The organism is Stieleria neptunia (assembly GCF_007754155.1).
GTDB lineage: Bacteria > Planctomycetota > Planctomycetia > Pirellulales > Pirellulaceae > Stieleria > Stieleria neptunia.
Map to the genome: position 1 here is coordinate 2,207,453 of NZ_CP037423.1, position 17,960 is coordinate 2,225,412.

General features: G+C 60.2%; 17 protein-coding genes. 9 read left to right on the top strand and 8 right to left on the bottom strand.

Going from position 1 to position 17,960, the window contains the following annotated elements:
- Positions 1 to 129: 129 nt before the first annotated feature.
- Positions 130 to 747, bottom strand: coding sequence for an ABC transporter ATP-binding protein (locus Enr13x_RS07645; RefSeq protein WP_390621063.1), 618 nt, complete (start codon positions 745 to 747; stop codon positions 130 to 132).
- On the opposite strand from Enr13x_RS07645, the gene Enr13x_RS07650 reads away from it, so the two are divergent.
- The gene (locus tag Enr13x_RS07650) at positions 646 to 3,345 is read left to right on the top strand and encodes an FtsX-like permease family protein (RefSeq protein WP_231744151.1); all 2,700 of its coding nucleotides are present in this window, start codon (positions 646 to 648) and stop codon (positions 3,343 to 3,345) included. The two genes, Enr13x_RS07645 and Enr13x_RS07650, sit on opposite strands and share 102 nt — an antisense overlap.
- Before the next feature lie 475 nt (positions 3,346 to 3,820).
- Here Enr13x_RS07650 and Enr13x_RS07655 read toward each other — a convergent pair whose 3' ends face one another.
- The 7 genes from Enr13x_RS07655 to Enr13x_RS07685 form a co-directional block, all read right to left on the bottom strand.
- Positions 3,821 to 4,858, bottom strand: a complete 1,038-nt coding sequence (locus tag Enr13x_RS07655) for an NADP-dependent oxidoreductase (RefSeq protein WP_145385465.1) — start codon at positions 4,856 to 4,858, stop codon at positions 3,821 to 3,823.
- A 68-nt stretch (positions 4,859 to 4,926) separates the two neighbouring features.
- Positions 4,927 to 6,297: an NAD-dependent succinate-semialdehyde dehydrogenase gene (locus Enr13x_RS07660; RefSeq protein WP_145385466.1), complete on the bottom strand. Its 1,371-nt coding sequence runs from the start codon at positions 6,295 to 6,297 to the stop codon at positions 4,927 to 4,929.
- Positions 6,298 to 6,402: 105 nt separating this feature from the next.
- A complete protein-coding gene (locus Enr13x_RS07665) occupies positions 6,403 to 6,891 on the bottom strand; it encodes an MgtC/SapB family protein (protein WP_145385467.1) in 489 nt (162 codons plus the stop codon).
- An 89-nt stretch (positions 6,892 to 6,980) separates the two neighbouring features.
- Positions 6,981 to 7,547: a TIGR03067 domain-containing protein gene (locus tag Enr13x_RS07670; RefSeq protein WP_145385468.1), complete on the bottom strand. Its 567-nt coding sequence runs from the start codon at positions 7,545 to 7,547 to the stop codon at positions 6,981 to 6,983.
- A 109-nt stretch (positions 7,548 to 7,656) separates the two neighbouring features.
- The gene (locus Enr13x_RS07675) at positions 7,657 to 7,878 is read right to left on the bottom strand and encodes a hypothetical protein (RefSeq protein ID WP_145385470.1); all 222 of its coding nucleotides are present in this window, start codon (positions 7,876 to 7,878) and stop codon (positions 7,657 to 7,659) included.
- 39 nt (positions 7,879 to 7,917) lie between these two features.
- On the bottom strand, positions 7,918 to 8,106 hold the full coding sequence (locus tag Enr13x_RS07680) for a hypothetical protein (RefSeq protein WP_145385472.1): 189 nt from the start codon (positions 8,104 to 8,106) through the stop codon (positions 7,918 to 7,920).
- Positions 8,107 to 8,194: 88 nt separating this feature from the next.
- A complete protein-coding gene (locus tag Enr13x_RS07685; RefSeq protein WP_145385473.1) occupies positions 8,195 to 8,362 on the bottom strand; it encodes a DUF1328 domain-containing protein in 168 nt (55 codons plus the stop codon).
- A gap of 312 nt (positions 8,363 to 8,674) precedes the next feature.
- Here Enr13x_RS07685 and Enr13x_RS07690 point away from each other — a divergent pair, with 312 nt between their 5' ends.
- The 8 genes from Enr13x_RS07690 to Enr13x_RS07725 all read left to right on the top strand — a co-directional run bounded on the left by Enr13x_RS07690 (position 8,675) and on the right by Enr13x_RS07725 (position 17,954).
- A complete protein-coding gene (locus tag Enr13x_RS07690) occupies positions 8,675 to 9,511 on the top strand; it encodes a universal stress protein (protein ID WP_145385475.1) in 837 nt (278 codons plus the stop codon).
- Positions 9,512 to 10,013: 502 nt separating this feature from the next.
- The gene (locus Enr13x_RS07695) at positions 10,014 to 11,294 is read left to right on the top strand and encodes an outer membrane protein assembly factor BamB family protein (RefSeq protein WP_145385477.1); all 1,281 of its coding nucleotides are present in this window, start codon (positions 10,014 to 10,016) and stop codon (positions 11,292 to 11,294) included.
- Between the two features lie 28 nt (positions 11,295 to 11,322).
- Entirely contained in the window at positions 11,323 to 12,720 is a 1,398-nt protein-coding gene (locus Enr13x_RS07700; protein WP_145385478.1) for an outer membrane protein assembly factor BamB family protein, read from the top strand.
- Positions 12,721 to 12,766: 46 nt separating this feature from the next.
- The gene (locus Enr13x_RS07705) at positions 12,767 to 13,906 is read left to right on the top strand and encodes an NHL repeat-containing protein (RefSeq protein WP_145385480.1); all 1,140 of its coding nucleotides are present in this window, start codon (positions 12,767 to 12,769) and stop codon (positions 13,904 to 13,906) included.
- 5 nt (positions 13,907 to 13,911) lie between these two features.
- Complete coding sequence (locus tag Enr13x_RS07710; RefSeq protein WP_145385482.1) at positions 13,912 to 14,142, top strand: hypothetical protein; 231 nt, start codon at positions 13,912 to 13,914, stop codon at positions 14,140 to 14,142.
- Positions 14,139 to 14,789 carry a 4Fe-4S binding protein gene (locus tag Enr13x_RS07715; protein ID WP_145385484.1) on the top strand — a complete coding sequence of 217 codons (651 nt, stop codon included), beginning with the start codon at positions 14,139 to 14,141 and terminating at the stop codon, positions 14,787 to 14,789. The genes Enr13x_RS07710 and Enr13x_RS07715 overlap by 4 nt, the downstream gene beginning before the upstream one ends.
- On the top strand, positions 14,782 to 16,167 hold the full coding sequence (locus Enr13x_RS07720; protein WP_145385485.1) for a 4Fe-4S binding protein: 1,386 nt from the start codon (positions 14,782 to 14,784) through the stop codon (positions 16,165 to 16,167). The genes Enr13x_RS07715 and Enr13x_RS07720 overlap by 8 nt, the downstream gene beginning before the upstream one ends.
- On the top strand, positions 16,164 to 17,954 hold the full coding sequence (locus Enr13x_RS07725) for an outer membrane protein assembly factor BamB family protein (RefSeq protein WP_197455863.1): 1,791 nt from the start codon (positions 16,164 to 16,166) through the stop codon (positions 17,952 to 17,954). Before Enr13x_RS07720 ends, Enr13x_RS07725 begins: the two co-directional genes overlap by 4 nt.
- Positions 17,955 to 17,960 lie beyond the last annotated feature (6 nt).

Genomic DNA, 17,960 nt, shown 5'->3' on the forward strand with positions numbered 1-17,960 from the left:
CTGTCGATTTTGTGAGCCGCGACGCGTAAGCGGCCGGGCACTGCGACGCTGCCCGAGGCCTTACGGCCAGCGGCTCACCATTGACTCATCAGATCCCGACAAAATCGACACCCCGCTCGCGCCGTTCCGCTAACACCTTGAGAGCCAAGGCAAGTGGCATTGGGCGCCCGCGGCCTCCGCCGGGCTGGTGCCGATGGCGTGCTGGTAGTGGGCGGCCAAGGTCTGGGCGTCGTGGCATTCGCTCGCCGCGAATTGCTGCACCACACAGCCGTCCTTCAGCACAACAATTTTGTCGGCCCAGGCCGCGACGCTGGGCTCATGCGTGACGACCACGATCGTCCGCTGTTGCTGGTCGCACAGGTCGCGCAACTGTTTGCAGAGGGTTTGTCCGGTCTGCGAATCCAAACTGCCCGTCGGTTCATCGGCAAACACGATCGCCGGGTTCGCGATCAATGCACGAGCGATCGCGATGCGCTGCCGCTCGCCACCGCTGAGCGAATCCGGTCGGTGGTTCAACCGATCGCGAATTCCCAATTGCGTTGCCAGCGCGTCGAGCTCCGTGTCGTCGCGTTGCGGGATCCCGGCGGCATGCAGGGGAAACAGGACATTGTCGTAGGCGGTCAGCGAGGGGATCAGGTTAAAGTCTTGAAACACCAGCCCGACGCGTCGTCGACGAAAGAGAGTCAATTGGCGATCGGAAAGTGTGTCCAGACGTTGGCCGTCTTGGAACTCAACCCGATCAGCCAATCGCGGGTCACGGTCACGAACGTGACGGGTGACTCCGACGCGGAGGATTCGGAATCATCGATCGATTTACTGGTCGGTTCGCGTCCGCCGGTCAATGGCGCGCCACCGCTAGATCCCACCCTGGTCAGCACCCCGGCGATCGATGAGCCTTACGAACTCGTTGATGGGGCGTGGCTCGGTACGGATGCGGACGCGAGGGAAGTCGTCGTCGGGATCGGTTACGCCAGCGAGAACGACATCGCCGTGGGAGATACGCTGCAACTGACAACGCTGGCCAATCAAGTCCGGTTACGGGTCGTTGGTCTGGTCGACCAAGCTCCGCAAGCCCCGGTACTCGCACAGCAGGTCCGATCGGGCGCTGGTCCTGGCGGTCGCCCCAATCCGAACCCGCCCGAACCAACAACCAGCGGAGGCTCAAAGACACAGCTGGGACTGCCCAGCAACTTCGTGCAAGGCGTGGCGACCAACGCGGTTTACGTGCGTCCGCAGGTTGCCGCGATGATCAACGGGGACCCGTCAAAACCACAGGTGTTGCAACTCGCGGTTCGCGACACCGTCACCGTCGACGCCTTTCGTGACGCTTGGCAATCACAACTCGCGTCGAACCAGCCGCCGCTGAAGCTGATCGACTTTGCCGCCGTTCGGGGCGGGCTGGAATCGAGCCGCTCGGTTTCCCAGCAGCGTTCCCAAGCCTGGGCGGCGACCGGGATGGCCTCCCTGGCTGCCGTCTTCATCATCTTTTCGACGCTCAGCATGGGGGTCAGCGAACGGGCGCGTGAGCTTGCGATGCTCCGCGCGGTCGCGCTCACGCGGGCGCAGATCGCCGGCATCATCGCGATGGAAAGTGTCCTGCTTGCACTGATCGGATGGCTCGGCGGTTTGGCCACCGGTTGGGCGCTGGTGCTGCTCGGCAGCCACGTGATGACGGGCCTGTTTGGATCCAGCCCGGTCCTCGGCTGGGGCTGTGTCGTGTTGACCGGGCTGACGGTGGTCGTGGGATCGCTCGGCGCCGCAATCCTGCCGGCGTGGCGGGCCATGCGGATCCAGCCGATCGATGCCATGTCGGCTCGCACACCCTCGCCGCGTCGCTTGCATCGGACGACGTTCGCGGGCGTTGGGCTGCTGATGATGGCCGCGACCCCGATCCTGGTGTTTGCGTTGCCGATGCCCGACACGTGGCGGACGGCCTGCTACGCGTTTGTGGCCTACCCGATGTTGTTGTTCGGCACGATCCTGATCGCACCGACCGTCGTGATCCTGTGCGAGCAGACGTTCGGACCGATGGTGACAGGACTGCTGCGATTGGATCGGAGAACAATGCAGGTTCCGCTCTCGAGCAACCTTTGGCGAACGGTCGGCGCGACACTGGCGTTGTCGGTCGGATTGGGGCTGTACACCTCGACCCAGACGTGGGGCTACTCCATGCTGCAACCGTTCACGCCGGGCCGCTGGCTGCCGGACATGCTGGTGGCCTTTCATCCCATCGGTCTGGACGAAACCGGTCTGGCGCGGGTGAAGCAGGTCGAGGGTGTCCGGTCCGACCAGGTGCTGCCACTGTCGGTCGAACAAGCTCGATTCGCTTGGGACGGTGATGCTGAACCGACTCGCCTGAAATACGACAACGCCGTGATCTTCGGCCTTGATCCAGCCCCCGCGTTAACCGACGACGATCCGTTTTTAAACTTGCGGTTTGTCGACGGCGATCGTCAATCCGCGGCCGAGCAACTCGCCGACGGCCGCGGCTGTTTGATCTCGCAGGACTTTCAGATCAGCACCGGCCTTGGCATCGGCGATGAACTCCATTTCACCCCACCGGCAGCCGAGCACGAACGAGTGACCTATCGCATCGCCGCGGTGGTGTCGCTACCGGGTTGGCACTGGGTCACGAAATTTTCCGGCGTGCGACGTCACTTTGTTCGCACCGCGACGATGGTCATGGCCGGCCGCGAGCAGGTGCGTCGTGATTTTCACCTGCACCGCAACGAGTTTTACTGGTTGAACTTGGACGATCACGCAGACCTGGCCGCGGTCGAATCGCAATTGCAATCGATCGCCGAGCGTGACGCGGGCACGACCTTTACGGCCGACGGCATGGGTGAAGTCACCGCCTACCGTCCCTTTGCACGGGCAACGGCGACCGAAAACGTCCGCAAAGCGATTCGAATGCGTGCCGATGACATGATTTGGGGCATGAGTCTTTTGCCGTTGATCACGCTAGCCGTCATGTCCCTGGCGATCGCAAACACGATGATCGCATCGGTCCGATCGCGGACTTGGGAGTTTGGCGTGATGCGCTCGATCGGCGTGACACGTAGCCAGTTGGTCCGGTTGGTGGTCGCCGAATCGGTGCTGATCGGGATCGCCGCGGTTGTCCTGAGTTTACTGTTCGGCTTGATCGCCGGTTGGTGTGGGGTCGGCATGGCGCAGTACGGACGCTGGTTCGCCGGTCCGCCGACGTTCATCATCCCGTGGAGTCAACTGTCGGTCGGATTCGCATTGACCATCGTCCTGTGCCTGTTGGCCGGGCTCTGGCCCGCGATCAAGATCGGGCGTGCCGAACCACTCACGTTGCTGACCGCCGGCCGAACGGCACAGTAGCAGAAACGTGGGTGTCGCGAATTCCGGGACCGCGACTCGCAAGGACGACGGCCCTTCCGGGCTGTCGTCCTTCGGACTTTCCGGGCGACGACCTGGAAAGGACGTCGTACAGCGATCTGCCGGAAGCGACACCAACTGAAGCGGCGGTTTCACAGTCAGATAAAGATTCTGGCTCCCCTCTCCCCCAACACTCTGGCGAGCCTAAGCGAGCCAGAGTGTTGGGGGAGAGGGGCCGGGGGTGAGGGGGATTCCAATCCACAGTGACGCATACGAGCAGAGAAGACCCGAAGGCGAGACGTGTTACCCAAGCGGTGAAACCCGACAACAATCACGCCTCAAAATGATGTGCCTTCGTCATTGCAAGACGGTCGATGGAGCGGATAACGTCGGTGAGCCGAGCGGTAACAAACGAGTTTCACGCCCGAGCGTTAGTCGGGTTTCGAGTTGATTCATCGGGCTCCCGTACGACGGCCGCTTATGCCGAATCCCCTGAAATCCGAACCAGTTGCTTGCCCAGGTTGTCGCCGTCAAACAGGCCGATGAACGCTTCGGGTGCGTGTTCCAATCCCTCGGTGATCGTCTCCTCCCAAACCACCTTGCCGGCTTTCACCAACGGTGCCATCTCTTGGATGAATTGCTGACGGGCGTCCATGTGATCCATCACGATGAAACCCTGCATGCGGATTCGTTTGGCGATGACCTTGAACAGGTTCCGTGGTGCTGCGGGTGGGTCGGTAGCGTTGTAGGTCGCGATCATGCCGCATTCGACACAGCATCCGAAATCGTTCATGACGTCGAGCGCCGCTTCCAAGTGATCGCTGCCGACATTGTCGAAGTAGACGTCGATGCCGTTGGGTGCCAAGCGGGCGAGTTCTCCGGCCAGGTCGTCGGTCTGCTTGTAGTTGATGACCGCATCGATACCCGCCTTGTCCCGCAGCCAGTCGATCTTTTCGGGTTTGCCCGCGCTGCCGATCACGTGGCAGTCCTTGGCCTTGGCGAGTTGGCAAACGATGGAACCGACGGCCCCGGATGCGGCAGAGACAAACACGGTACTGCCGGATTGCAGTTCGGCGATCTTGTTCAACCCGACCCAGGCGGTCATCCCCGTCATGCCGAGTGCACCGAGATACGCCTGCACGGGCGCGAGTTCCGGGTCGACCACCGTGACCCCTTGGCCGTTGGATTTCCAGTATTCACGCCAGCCGAGGTTGCCCAGGACCATGTCGCCCTTTTGATAGTCCTTGTGCCGCGACTCGACGACCTGTCCGATGCATCCACCCTCAAGCGGCTCGTCGATTTTAAAGGCCGGCACGTAGCTGTCGCCTTCTTTCATCCGGCCGCGCATGTACGGATCGACCGACATCCACTGGTTCTTGACCAGAAACTCTCCGTCGGCGATCGGAGAAAGTTCCACCGATTCCATACGGAAATTGGACGGCGACGGGATGCCGTCGGGACGCGAGACGAGTTCGATTTGTTTTGATTGAGTTGGTTGAGAAGCGTCAGTTGACATCGCAGATTCCTGTTATCGAGTGGTGCGTGACATTCACGCCTGAAACCTTTTTTGCTTGCGGTGGCATTTCAAACAGCACCGAGGTGGATCAGTTTCTTGTTGACGAATTCAAGAATGCCCAGGTGAGACAGTTCGCGGCCGTAGCCAGAATTCTTGATACCGCCGAACGGCAGTTCCGCTTGCGAGCGAGTCGGTTGATTGACGAAGACCATCCCGGATTCGATCTGTTCGGCGACGCGACGGCCACGCTCGATGTCGGCGGTGAAAACGCTGCCGCCGAGACCGTAGGAGGATTGATTGGCCAACTCGATCGCCGCGGCCTCGTCTTCGACGACATACACGGTCGCGACCGGGCCGAACAGTTCTTGGTCGAACGTGGGCATGTCGGGGGTGACGTCGGTCAGCAGGGTCGGATTGAAATAGGCTCCCTCGCGATCCGGCCGATCGCCTCCCAGTCGCACGGTTGCGCCGGCGTCGATGGACGCTTGAACTTGGTTTTGCAGCTGCACGGCCGCGCTCTCGCTGGACAGCGGCGCCAAGGTTGTCTCTTCATCCAATGGATCACCCATCTGGAGCGCAGACAGCTGTTCTTTGAATCCCGTCAAAAATTCCTCGGCGACGGCTTCGACGACGATGAATCGCTTTGATGCGACACACGATTGCCCGGCGTTGACCATCCGTCCCTTCACGGCCTGGGGAATCACCTCCGCCATGTCAGCGTCTTCGAGCACGACAAAGGGATCGTTGCCGCCTAACTCAAGCACGCTGCGTTTGAGGTGTTTGCCGGCCAGTGCCGCGACCGCCGCACCGGCCGGTTCGCTGCCGGTCAGCGAGATACCTCGTACGCGATCGTCGGAGACAATCGTTTCGACAAACTCCGTCGGGATGAACAGATTGGTGTAAACGCCGCGTGGTAATCCGCTCCGATGAAACAACGCCTCGATCGTCTCGGCACACTGCGGAACGTTGCTGGCGTGTTTGATCATCACGGTGTTGCCGGCCATGATGTTGGGGGCGGCAAAGCGGACGACCTGGTAGAACGGAAAGTTCCAAGGCATCACCCCCATCACGATCCCCAGCGGCTCGTAATGGATATAGGCCTTCACGCCCTCAACATCCATCGGCTGATCGGCCAAAAACTGTTCGGCACCGTGGGCATAGAATTCAGCGATTTTGGCGCAGTACTCGATTTCGTATTGGCTTTCAGAAATGCGTTTGCCCATGTCCAGCGTGATCGTGCGCGCGTACTCGTCGGCGCTCGATCGAAGCAATTCGGCGAACTTGAGTAGACAGCGTTTCCGCTGCGCGAAGGTCTCCCGACGCCAGTCTTGGTACGCCGTGTTGGCAACGTCGATGGCCGTGATCACGTCATCCTTAGACAACGGCTCGAATTCCTGGAACGTTTGGTTGGTGGCCGGATTGATGCTGGCAATGGTCATGGTCGGTGTATTTGAAGAAAGGTGAAAAGGGCGGACGTTCCTCTATCATGGCGAGGATCGCGGTTGATCGCAAAGCTGCGATCGTCCGGGCGCGGTGACGAAGACTCACTTCCCCTCGTCGCCGCCGTTTTGGGAGTCATTGAATGCTTGAATCCGCCGTTCCAATTGACCGAGCAAAAACAAGACGGCCATGGCAAATGCGGTAACGGCCAACGCGAGCCCGGTACGATCGACGGCAACCGCGACGCCAATCCCTGCGGTCAAGTAGATTGTCGCTGCCGTCGTCAATCCCTCCACGCCTTCGCCCTTCTGGTGCACAATCGTCCCCGCACCGAGAAAGCTGATGCCGACAACGATCGCTTGCAAAATTCGAATCGGGTCCGCTTTGAGCAGCGAGTTGGTTTCCTGCTGCTCGAATTGATTGACGATCTCTTGCCCCAAGATCATCATCAGAGCCGACCCGGCGCAGACAAAAATATGCGTGCGAATCCCCGCCGGCTTGCCCGCGACTTCACGCTCGATCCCCAGGATCCCACCGCAGGCGGCCGAGATCGCGATCGCTTGAAGGTTCTCGAGGTCAATGGCGTCAAACATGATTCTACCCGTGAACGCTCACCCTGCGTGATCGATCAGCGGCGCAACGTCTTCAGTACGCAGTTCGAAGATTGAAAGCTGACGACGCACTAATTGGTCTCGATCGTTGTAATCTCATCCGGAACCGGATCGCCGGGTTTCCGCTCCAGGGTCAGCAACATGTTCTTGCTGCCTTGGGGCGACTTGAATTTTGTCGGTCGATCGGCACCGTCGAGCGCGTAGCAGAGTGTCCATCGGTGTTCGTTTTCAAATCGGACGATGCCTTCCGCGACAGCTTTATCCGGTCTGGGAGGCGGGTCGATCTGACTGGGCCTGGCGAGTTTGGGAACCGATGTCATCGTGATCTGAACCGGATCCGTCGATGAATCGATGCGAAACACGGCCCGAAACCGTTGTTGGTTGTCGCGATCATAGGTGACAATCCGGTTGACCGAGATTGTGACATATGTCCCTTCAACTTCAGATTCGGTCAAAGGGCGACCTTGGTTGACACCGGCGACAATCTCCCAACGCCCTTGAAGTTCTTCGATCAACGTCTCATTCGGCTTCTCGTCGACCTTTGCCTCTTCGACCTTTGTCTCGACGGCTATTGCCGGTGGAACGGCAAAAGCCGAACTGAATCCAAACGCCAGCACGGCGTAGAAACGGTTGAACATTATTTATCTCCACAAATGAAAAGGGTTCGAGAGTTTCACCCGTCCGCCGACATCGCTCGCCATCAAAGCGAGCCCAATTGCTAAACGCGATGAATGTGACCCGCGTCGATCACTGTTCGGTCTCGAGCGGTTCGGTATCCAGACTGGCGTCAACTTTCTCCGCCGTCTCATCGAGCACCTGTTTCGACTTCTCGACCATCACGGCGGAGTCCTGCCGAACTTTGTCGGCATCCACACGCATCGTCGGATCACCGTCGGGCGAACTGAATTGCACCCAACCGACCCAAGCCAGAACAAGTAACAGGACTGCTACACCAATGATCGCACGCATCACGTTTCTCCGAAAAAAAGATCGAGAGACAGACCCGACTCACTCGCCCACCTTCACCGTGACATCGCCACCGTTTTCATCGCGATGGATCTCGATGCCGCCGTTGGGCGTGTCGACGTCGACAATCGTCTCCTTCGTTTCTTGCTGCTCGCAGCCGCTGGCGCAAGCCGCCAACGCGATGATTGCGCCGAGTAGAAACAAATGGACGTCGAATTGAAGAGATTTCATAAGGAAGCCTTCTCGAGGACGCGGCGATCGCGTCCCCGCTCAAAGTGAGGGAATGGGAACGGGGCAGCGACAGTGGTCGCCCCCGCGGTCAGACGGCCGGCCCACGTCGGCCCATGACCAGCCCGATGATGAACAGCACCAGGAAGACGACGAACAAGATTTTGGCGATGGACGCTGCGGTCCCGGCGACGACGCCGAATCCGAGGACACCGGCGATCAACGCGATGATCAAAAAAGTTAATGCCCAGCTCAACATGGCAATCTCCGAGTTTTGAAAGAGGTTGTCTCGAAGCGGTGGACTTCACCACTTGGCGAGTGTCAGCATGGAGACGCGATTGCCGTGCCAAACCGAATGATTGCGTGATTCGACCGCTAAAAGCCCGTAAATCACTGGGTCAAACCGATTGGCCTGGATGCCGGGAGTTCAGCGTGGTCGAGAACCGAGCAGTCGGCGGGCGTGAACGCATCGGACCGTTTCACGCTGTCGAGGAACACCATCGTCGCGGCGTGGCGCACAATTTGCGTTGACGTGCATCGTTTCGCCACTCTTAGGCATGAGGGAAATTCGATGAATCAAGTCTCGAACTTGCAACGTGTTTTGGTCGCAGTGGGCGGCTCCGCCAACGGTCACGTGGCCGTTGATTATTCGATCCAGCTGGCCAACCGCTACGGTTGCCGATTGGTGGGAATCGACATCGTCGACGACGACGACACGGAACTTGCGATCTACGGCGTTGCCGATGAGGCGGCCGAGGCGGAGCGTCAACGAGAGATCCGGCAACTGCGCGAGCGGGCCAGGCAAAATCTGGACGCGTTCCAACAGCGCTGTAGCGCTGCCGGAATCCAAACGGATTGTTGTGGCAAAAAGGGTGACGTGGCCGAGCAGCTTTTGACCGAGGCCCAACGATCCGATCTGATCATCCTGAGCCGCGAAACGCCCTTCGATTCGGCAACGTCGGCCAACACCATTCTGGGCAAGCTGCTCCACGAAGCGTCACGCCCGATGATCACGGTGCCCCTTGCACTGCCCCAGGAAGACAACGTGCTGGTTGCCTATGATGGCAGCCGCTCGGCGGGCCAGGCGCTGTTCGCGTTCGTCGCGCTGGGGATCGGCGGTGACAGAAAGGTGCACGTCGCGACCGCAGCGTTTTCGGCCGAATCCGCACGCTTGATCGCTCAGCCAGCCTTTGACTTCCTGGAACTTCACGGAATAGATTGTCAGCTGCACGCGATCGAGGCGGAGAACCAAGTCGAACGAGCGTTGCTCAGTCTCGCGGCCGAACTGGACGCGGGGCTGTTGGTCGCCGGCGCCTGTGGCCACTCACGGATCCGAGAGTTCCTGCTCGGATCGTTCACACAGAAGTTGATCGAAGCGTCGCATCTGCCGTTGTTTTTGTTTCATTAATGAGCGGCGATGGAGCCGCGAACCGCGTCAGCGGCCGGGCATCGTGGCGCCCGCCCGAGGCCTGACGGCTAGCGGCTCGCCATTGATTCAGCAGATCCCGATTCAATGGACAGACTGCGAGCCGTCCGGTTTCGGCGTGAAAGACCGGAGGGCTCGCGCCCTACCGCTCACAAATGCTTCACAGCGACGTGCCTCTTGAGGGTGGGCGTATTGGCGCATGACGACGTCAAACGCACCGAAATCCTGTGACCGACTGTCTCACAGGATGAATGCGGCGGTCGGCAATTCGTTTTTCATCGAGATCTTTTTTAGCCTTTCAGCGGCTCGCCAAGGGCCCAGTTCATCGCCTTTCCCCGGCAAACCCCGTCCATCGCACACGCCCAAGCTCGGTGTGGCACCACAGGCGAAGTTTTGGCGTTGTGGGAACACGACGTGCGGTAAAGACGCGGGGAAGAACCAGTGGGGCTAGACACAACCGGTGGATCATGAGGAGTACGAGCGGATGACCAAGTTGAGAGGTGGACTGACGGTGGGCTTGGCGGTCATCGTCGCGGCGGTGGTCTGGCCGGCAGCGATCTTTGCGGCACCCGGAGCGAACGCGGGCGATTGGCCACAATTCCGCGGTCCCGACGGGAAGGGGACGGCAGTGGGCGAGGACTATCCGTTGACGTGGGGGCCAGAGAAAAACATCAAGTGGAAGATCGATCTGGCCGATCCCGGCGCCGGTAGTCCGATCGTTTCCGGCGGACGTGTTTTTCTTGCCAGCGCCACCGAAGATGGTCGCCAACGCAGCCTGCTGTGCATCGACCGCAACGACGGCATGCTGCTCTGGACGCGCACGGTCGAGTTTGGTGAAGACATCACGCATTCGAAGAATCCCTTCGGCAGCACCACACCGGCTACCGATGGCGAGCACGTCGTCGTTTGGCACGGCTCGGCGGGGCTGCACTGTTACGACTTTGCCGGAAAGCCGCTTTGGTCACGCGATCTGGGCGAGTTCAAGCACATCTGGGGCTACGGCTCGTCTCCGATCCTCTACAAAGACAAAGTCTTGCTGCAAACGGGGCCGGGGGAACGCGTCTTTGTGACCGCGATTGACTTGGCCAGTGGCAAGACGTTGTGGGAAACCGACGAACCCTACAGCGGCGACAAGAGCCCGGACGACGTCGGATCATGGAGCACACCGGTGGTCGCCCATGTCGATGGCCAACCGCAGGTCATCTGTGCCATGAGCACGCGGGTGAACGCTTACGATCTCGACAGCGGTGATCTGCTTTGGTGGTGCGACGGATTGAACGGTTCGAACTACGACGTGGTGAGTTCCTCGCCGCTGATCGGTGACGGAATCGGTTTTGCCATGGCCGACCTGCGTGGGCCGGCGATGGGATTCAAGCTCGGCGGATCCGGCGACGTCACCGCATCAAATCGGCTGTGGCACGTCGAGAAACGAAACCCCAGCAGCGTCGGCACCGGCGTCATGGTCGGCCGTCACATCTATCGACCGAACTCCGGGCCCGGGACGCTGGAATGCCTGGATGCCGAAACCGGCGAGAGTTTGTGGAAGAGTCGCGCCAGGGATCATTGGGCGTCGATGGTGCTGGCCGGCGGGCACCTGTACGCGCTCAGCCAGCGCGGCACGACGGTTGTTTTGAAACCCAACCCGCAAGCGTACGAACAGGTTGCCAGCAACGAATTGGACGGGGTGACCAACGCGACGCCTGCGTTCTCGGAGGGAGAGATCTTTCTCCGCACGGAAGAGCATCTGTATTGCATCGGAAAGTGACATCGTTGATTTGGTTTAGGTAGTTATTGTGAAAGTTCACGCCCCCGAAGCGATCCTTCCCACGCTGACCGCGACGGTCGCAGTCGTGTCGCTGGCGTTCTGGTTGGCGACCGGTCCGCCGAGCGATCTGGAACCGCGGACAGCGGGACGAGATGGCACGATCGACCGCGCCGGCCAGACGGATCGTCCCGAACCGGGGCAGCCGATCGCCGGGCCCGGAACGGCGTCAGACATCTCCGGCCGCTGGCCGGGGTTCCTCGGGCCGGGCCGCGATTCGATTGCGACCGGCGGCCCACCGCTGGCCAGATCCTGGCCTGACGAAGGCCCGCCGCTGCTGTGGTCGATCGAAGTCGCCGAGGGCTACGCCGGTGCCGCGATCAGCGACGGGCGAGTCTACGTGTTGGATTACGACGAAGAAGCCGAAGCCGACACGCTGCGTTGCTTGTCACTCGATGACGGCCGTGAACTCTGGCGCAACAGCTATCCCGTCGTTGTGGCGTTTCACCACGGCATGACGCGGACGGTGCCGATGATCGTCGGTGACTACGTGATCACGATGGGGCCGCGTTGTCATCTGGCGTGTTGGGATGCCGCGACGGGCAAATCGCACTGGTTGATTGATCTGGAGCGGGATTTCGGAACCCGCGTGCCCGAATGGTACACCGGCCAATGCCCGCTGGTGGACCAAGACCGCTTGATCGTCGCCCCTTGTGGCGACGCGATGCTGATGGCGATTGATTACCGGACGGGTGACGTGATTTGGCAATCACCCAATCCCAGGGGCTGGAACATGACGCATGTCTCGGTCGTTCCGATGGAGTTCCAGGGACGTCGCACGTATGTCTATTGCGCCAGCGGCGGTGTCGCTGCTGTCGCGGCCGATGACGGAACGTTGCTCTGGGAAACGACCGCTTGGAAAGAAATCAACGCGACCAGCCCGTCACCGGTGGTGTTGCCCGATGACCGACTGTTTCTCTCACGAGGCTACGGATCGGGAGCGTTGATGTTGAAACTGGTCGAGACGGACAGCGGGATCGAGGCCCAGAGCCTGTTTGAACTCAGTCCCAAACAGTTCAGTTCCGAGCAACAGACACCGATCTATCGCGACGGTCATTTGTTTGGCATTCGAAAGATCGGCGCAAAAACGATGGTCTGCTTCGACCTTGATGGCAACGAGGTGTGGGACAGCGGCAGCGATCGGTTCGGGTTCGGTCCCTATCTGTTCGCCGACGACCTGCTGCTGATCCTGGATGACGACGCGACGCTGACGGCTGCCCAGGCGACGCCGGCCGGTTACAAGCGACTGGCCCGGCACCAGGTTCTCTCCGGCGGCCACGATGCCTGGGGACCGATGGCGATCGTTGCGGGGCGACTGATCCTCCGCGACATGACCCGCATGGTGTGCCTGGATCTGCGAGCGAATTGATGGCGACAACCACTCAACCCCCTTTGAATTCGGAGTTCAACGACGCATGCGATTCTTGAACGAGCATCGTGGAATGCTGGTCACCGCCGTGATCGCGATAGCGGTCGGCATCGCCAGTTATGCCGTCGTCAGCAGCGACCCGTTGGCCCAACGCAGTCGCGGATCGTTCACGATCGACTATTCCAGTGTCTATGAAGTCGATTCGGACTTGATTCAGTTCCGCCAGACGGAAGAAATCAAGGTTCAGATGGACGAGGTTCGCGGCATCTGCGTCGGGCCCGCGGACAAGCTTTACATCGCCGGTGACCAGGCGGTCGCCGTCTATTCGCAAGACGGTGTGGAACTGGCGACGATCCGAACCGATGGAGAACCGAGTTGCGTGGCGATCGGCAACGACCAACATGTCTCACCGGGACGGATCTATGTGGGTGCCGGCGACCGGATCGAAGTGTTCGAACCCGACGGCAGTCGGGTCGGGACCTGGAGCGTGCCCGACGACAACGCGATCCTGGCATCCATCGCCGTCGCGGCCAACGACGTGTTCGTCGCCGACGCTGCCAACCGCGTGGTGTTGCGATTCGACCTGGCCGGCAAGCTGGTGTCTGTGATCGGAAAACCGGATGACGGCGGACGAACCTTCAACGTCCCCAACACCTATTTTGACATCGCGATCGGTTCCGAAGGCCGGCTGCACGTGGCCAATCCGGGCGCATTGCGAATCGAAACCTACACGTTTGACGGTGCCATGGAAGTTCGCTGGGGCGAGCCGGGGGCGGCGATCGACCGCTTCTTCGGTTGCTGCAATCCCAGCTATTTCGCGGTCTTGCCCGGTGGCGAAATCGTCACGTCGGAAAAGGGGATTCCGCGGATCAAGGTTTACAGCGAGTTCGGTGAATTCCGATCCGTTGTCGCGGGACCGAGCATGTTGGGAGTCGCCCAGTCGGAACTGGGAGACCCTCGCGCCGTCCAAGCCGAAGCGGTCTTTGACGTGGCGACCGACAGCCGGGGACGCATCTTGGTTTTGGATCCGAGACGAAAGTCGGTGCGGGTTTTTGAACGCAGTATTGTCGAAAAAAGTGGGATAGGCTTCCAGCCTGTCAATCCTGAAATGTGGGATAGGCTTCCAGCCTGTCGACTCGCACATGACAGGCTGGAAGCCTATCCCACTGTTTGGGATCGAGGGTAAATCGAATGACGCAACCTGAAACAAACAACAATCGCCGGCAATGGCTGATTCGCACCGGACGCTACACGCTGCTCGGTGGCCTGTCCGTGTTGTCACTCAACCTGCTCGACCGCGCGCTGCGCAGTGGATGTGTGCGGCTGGAATCGCCCTGCCAGAGTTGCGAGTTGTTCAAAGCGTGTGAGCTTTCCAAAGCGGCAGAGACGCGGCAAGCGACGACCGAGGGCCAAACATCATGAACGGCGAAAAACAGACCGACCGACGTGGCTTTCTTGCCGATGGGGCGCGCGTGGCCGGCGTAGTGTCCGCGGGGGTGTTGGGTGGTTTTTTGGCCGGCCGTCGCGGTCAGGCCGAAGAGAACCGTTGGCAGATCGATCCCGACAAATGCGTCGGCTGCGGAAACTGTGCCACCCACTGTGTGCTCGATGAATCGGCCGTCAAGTGCGTCCAGTGTTTCGACATGTGCGGCTTCTGCAACCGTTGCACCGGTTACTACACGCTGGACGGGCTGGACAGTCGCGACACCGCCGCGGAAGACTTGTTGTGCCCGACCGAAGCGATCATTCGCACGTTCGTCGAAGGCAAAGCGGGGCAAAATTTCTATGAGTACACGATCGACACCGATGCCTGCATCGGTTGTGCGTTGTGCGTCAAGGGCTGTGCCCTGATGAACGGTTCACTGTACCTGCAAGTGATGCAGGATCGCTGTGTGAACTGCAACGAGTGTGCGATCGCGGTGGCGTGCCCGAGCGACGCCTTCGTCAACGTTTCCTCCGACAAGCCCTATCGGCTCAAGCGAGTGGCGTTGGGGGTGATGCGGCAAAAGGCGGGGAAAGCCGACAAGGCGGCTCAGAAGCTGATCGATCAGGTGCAAGCCGATGAATAGGATCCTTCGTCTAAGTGTTGCTGCCGCGCTGGTTGCTGCCCTGATGAGCGGCGTCTTGACTGGCAGCGTGATGGCCGACGAGTCGCAGGATCTGATGTTCCCCGTGCCGGAGTTCTCCGACCATCCGATCCCCACCGCCAGTGTCCCGGAGGTTCAGGGCGAGGTTGCCGCGGTCTTGGACGTAGCGATTCTATTTGTCGCGTTGTGCTTGGCATCCTATTTCACGCTGGTGTCGCGGTCGCGTCGCAACGTGCTGCTGCTGACGATCGCCAGCTTGCTGTGGTTCGGTTTTTGGCGGCAGGGCTGCGTCTGTCCGATCGGTGCGACCCAGAATGTTGCGTTGGCGATTTTTGATCCCACCTACGTCGTACCGTTGACGGTGGTGGCGTTCTTTATTTTGCCGTTGGTGTTCACGTTATTCTTTGGCCGAACGTTTTGCGCTTCGGTCTGTCCGCTCGGCGCGATGCAAGAGTTGCTCGCCGTTCGCTCGGTCAAAGTGCCCCGCTGGCTGGACCATTCGTTAGGATTGGTCGCTTACATCTACCTGGGCGCCGCGGTCATCTTCGCCGCGACCAAAACCGGATTCATCATCTGTCGCTACGATCCGTTCATTCCCTTTTTCCGACTGGGGGCGAACACCGACATGTTGCTCTTCGGCAGCTGCGTCCTGCTGATCAGCGTGTTTGTCGGTCGCCCGTATTGTCGCTATCTGTGTCCTTACGGCGCGATTCTGCGTGTGCTGTCGTGCTTTTCCAAATGGCGTTTGAGTATTCCGCCGGACACGTGCATCAATTGCCAGCTTTGTGAAGACGTCTGTCCCTACGGAGCGATTCATCCCCCGACGGTCACGCAATCACCTCAGCGTCGGCGAAAAGGGAAACGACAGTTTGTGATTGCCCTGCTTGCCGCTCCCGTTGTCGTCGCTGTTTTCTGGTGGCTGGGCACGGCACTCGGCGTTCCGCTGTCGCAGTGGCATCCGGAATCGCGTTTGGCCGAACAGGTGCGGCTGGAAGAGTTGGGCGTGGCGGAAACGACCACCGAAGCTAGCGACGCTTTTCGGGGTTCGGGACGGTCGGTCCAGGAGTTGTATCAATCGGCGCTGGCACGGCGCGATGACTTTGTCACGTTGGGCGGCTTGCTCGGGGCCTGGACCGGATTGGTGATCGGATTCAAATTGATTCATCTGTCGGCACGGCGTCGGCGTGACGATTACCAGGCTGACCGAGCGGGATGTGTTTCCTGCGGCCGTTGCTACTGGTATTGCCCGGTCGAAAAGGTCAGGCTTGGTTTGATTTCCGATGTGTCCGAAGCCCTCCCCGATGGCCAGATGCCCAACGGTCCGCTGGTCCAATTGACCGTCGGAGGGAAAGAATCGTGAACGCTTATTTGGGCTTCAGATCGATTCTGCTTTCCGCAGTGGTTGCCGGTGTGTTTTCAACCCTTGTCGGTGCGATCCTGGTGATCGACGGAATGAACCGATTGAACAAGGTTCCACTGGAGGCGACGGCGTTCATCGAGCTCAGGCAACAATTCCTCGAACAACCCGACAACAAACCGCTGCGGCAAGAGATCCAATCGTTGGATCTGGCGCTGCGTCAAGAGTACTTTCGCGAGCAACGTTTCACCGAGCGTGGTTCGTATCTGCTGTTGGGCGGCGTCCTCGTCACGCTGCTGCTCAGCAAGTGGGCCGCCACGTTGCACCGCCGGCTGCCCCGCCCCAAGCCGAAACGGCCCGGTCCCGACTCCGATGAAGTGTTGAGCCATCGGGGGCCGTGGGCGGTTGCCGCGGTGATGTTGGTCTTGGTCGGCACGACGTGGGCGATGAAGGCGAATCACCCGAGTGTGTTGCCGTCGAACTTGGATGAATTGGTGTCGGTGCGCGCTCCAGTCGGCGCGCAGAAACGTCCTGGTGAAGATGCGGTGATCGAACCGGTGCTCCCAGAACTTCCCAGTGCCGAAACCATGCGGGCGAACTGGCCCAGTTTTCGTGGGGCCGACGGCTCCGGCATCGCGTCCGGTCAAAACGCCCCGACGGTCTGGGACGGTGACTCCGGCGACGGGATTTTGTGGAAGAGCGAGGTGCCGCTGCCCGGTGTCAATTCGCCCATCGTCTGGGAAGACCGCGTGTTTCTTTCTGGCGCGACCGAAGATGCCCGCAGCGTTTACTGCTTCGATGTCGGCTCCGGAGAACTGCTTTGGAGCAGAGACATCGCCGTCGATCCCTCGGTCGCTGGAGAGAAGATCAAGACCTCCAATGACACCGGCTACGCCGCGCCGACGATGGCGACCGATGGACGTTTCGTGTTTGCGATGTTTGCCGATGGGCAGCTGGTCGCACTCGATTTCGCTGGCCGGGAAGCATGGACGCGTTCGTTGGGCGCGCCGCAGCGAAACAGCTATGGCCACGCGTCTTCGCTGGTGACGTATCGGGGTTCGGTGATCGTGCAGTATGACCAGGGAACCAACGACGACCAGCTTTCCAAATTAATGTGTTTCGACGGCGCAACCGGCAGTCCGATCTGGGAAACGATCCGTGCGACTCCGGCGTCGTGGTCCTCGCCGATCGTGATCGAGCATGACGGCGAACCTCAAATCATCACGTGTTGCGACCCTTGGGTGATCGCGTATTCGCCCAGCGATGGAACGGAACGCTGGCGTGCAAACTGTCTCGACCGTGTCGAAGTGGGGCCTTCGCCGGTGCACTCCGACGGAGTCGTCTATGCCGGCAACGACATGGCGATTTATGCCGCGATCGGAGTGGACGGATCGGGTGACGTGACCGACAGCCATGTGCTGTGGACCGCCGACTACGGGCTGCCGGATACCTGCAGCCCCTTGGTCACCGATGAATTTGTATTGACCCTGGCGTCCTACGGCACGCTGTTTTGCTTTGACAAACGGGAAGGCGGCGAACCGTTGTGGGAGGAAGACTTTGGCGCGGATTTCCTTTCTTCCCCCAGCCTGGTTGGCGATCGCGTTTATTTGTTCAGCCGAGACGGCGCGGCATGGGTGGTGGAGCCGACCCGCGAAGGGTGCAAACGCATCTCAGAATCACAACTGGGCGAAGACTGTGTGACCAGTCCGGCGTTTCGGGATGGTCGGATTTTCATTCGAGGAAACGAGCACTTGTTCTGCATCGGGAGCCCAAACGCTGATGATGAATGACTCGAA

Bases quoted from the DNA above. Each gene is read 5' to 3' on its own strand.
- Enr13x_RS07710 (WP_145385482.1), top strand. From the start codon at position 13,912: ATGACGCAACCTGAAACAAACAACAATCGCCGGCAATGGCTGATTCGC.
- Enr13x_RS07680 (WP_145385472.1), bottom strand. From the start codon at position 8,106: ATGAAATCTCTTCAATTCGACGTCCATTTGTTTCTACTCGGCGCAATC.
- Enr13x_RS07690 (WP_145385475.1), top strand. From the start codon at position 8,675: ATGAATCAAGTCTCGAACTTGCAACGTGTTTTGGTCGCAGTGGGCGGC.
- Enr13x_RS07695 (WP_145385477.1), top strand. From the start codon at position 10,014: ATGACCAAGTTGAGAGGTGGACTGACGGTGGGCTTGGCGGTCATCGTC.
- Enr13x_RS07675 (WP_145385470.1), bottom strand. From the start codon at position 7,878: ATGCGTGCGATCATTGGTGTAGCAGTCCTGTTACTTGTTCTGGCTTGG.
- Enr13x_RS07685 (WP_145385473.1), bottom strand. From the start codon at position 8,362: ATGTTGAGCTGGGCATTAACTTTTTTGATCATCGCGTTGATCGCCGGT.
- Enr13x_RS07715 (WP_145385484.1), top strand. From the start codon at position 14,139: ATGAACGGCGAAAAACAGACCGACCGACGTGGCTTTCTTGCCGATGGG.
- Enr13x_RS07660 (WP_145385466.1), bottom strand. From the start codon at position 6,297: ATGACCATTGCCAGCATCAATCCGGCCACCAACCAAACGTTCCAGGAA.
- Enr13x_RS07670 (WP_145385468.1), bottom strand. From the start codon at position 7,547: ATGTTCAACCGTTTCTACGCCGTGCTGGCGTTTGGATTCAGTTCGGCT.
- Enr13x_RS07705 (WP_145385480.1), top strand. From the start codon at position 12,767: ATGCGATTCTTGAACGAGCATCGTGGAATGCTGGTCACCGCCGTGATC.
- Enr13x_RS07655 (WP_145385465.1), bottom strand. From the start codon at position 4,858: ATGTCAACTGACGCTTCTCAACCAACTCAATCAAAACAAATCGAACTC.
- Enr13x_RS07720 (WP_145385485.1), top strand. From the start codon at position 14,782: ATGAATAGGATCCTTCGTCTAAGTGTTGCTGCCGCGCTGGTTGCTGCC.
- Enr13x_RS07665 (WP_145385467.1), bottom strand. From the start codon at position 6,891: ATGTTTGACGCCATTGACCTCGAGAACCTTCAAGCGATCGCGATCTCG.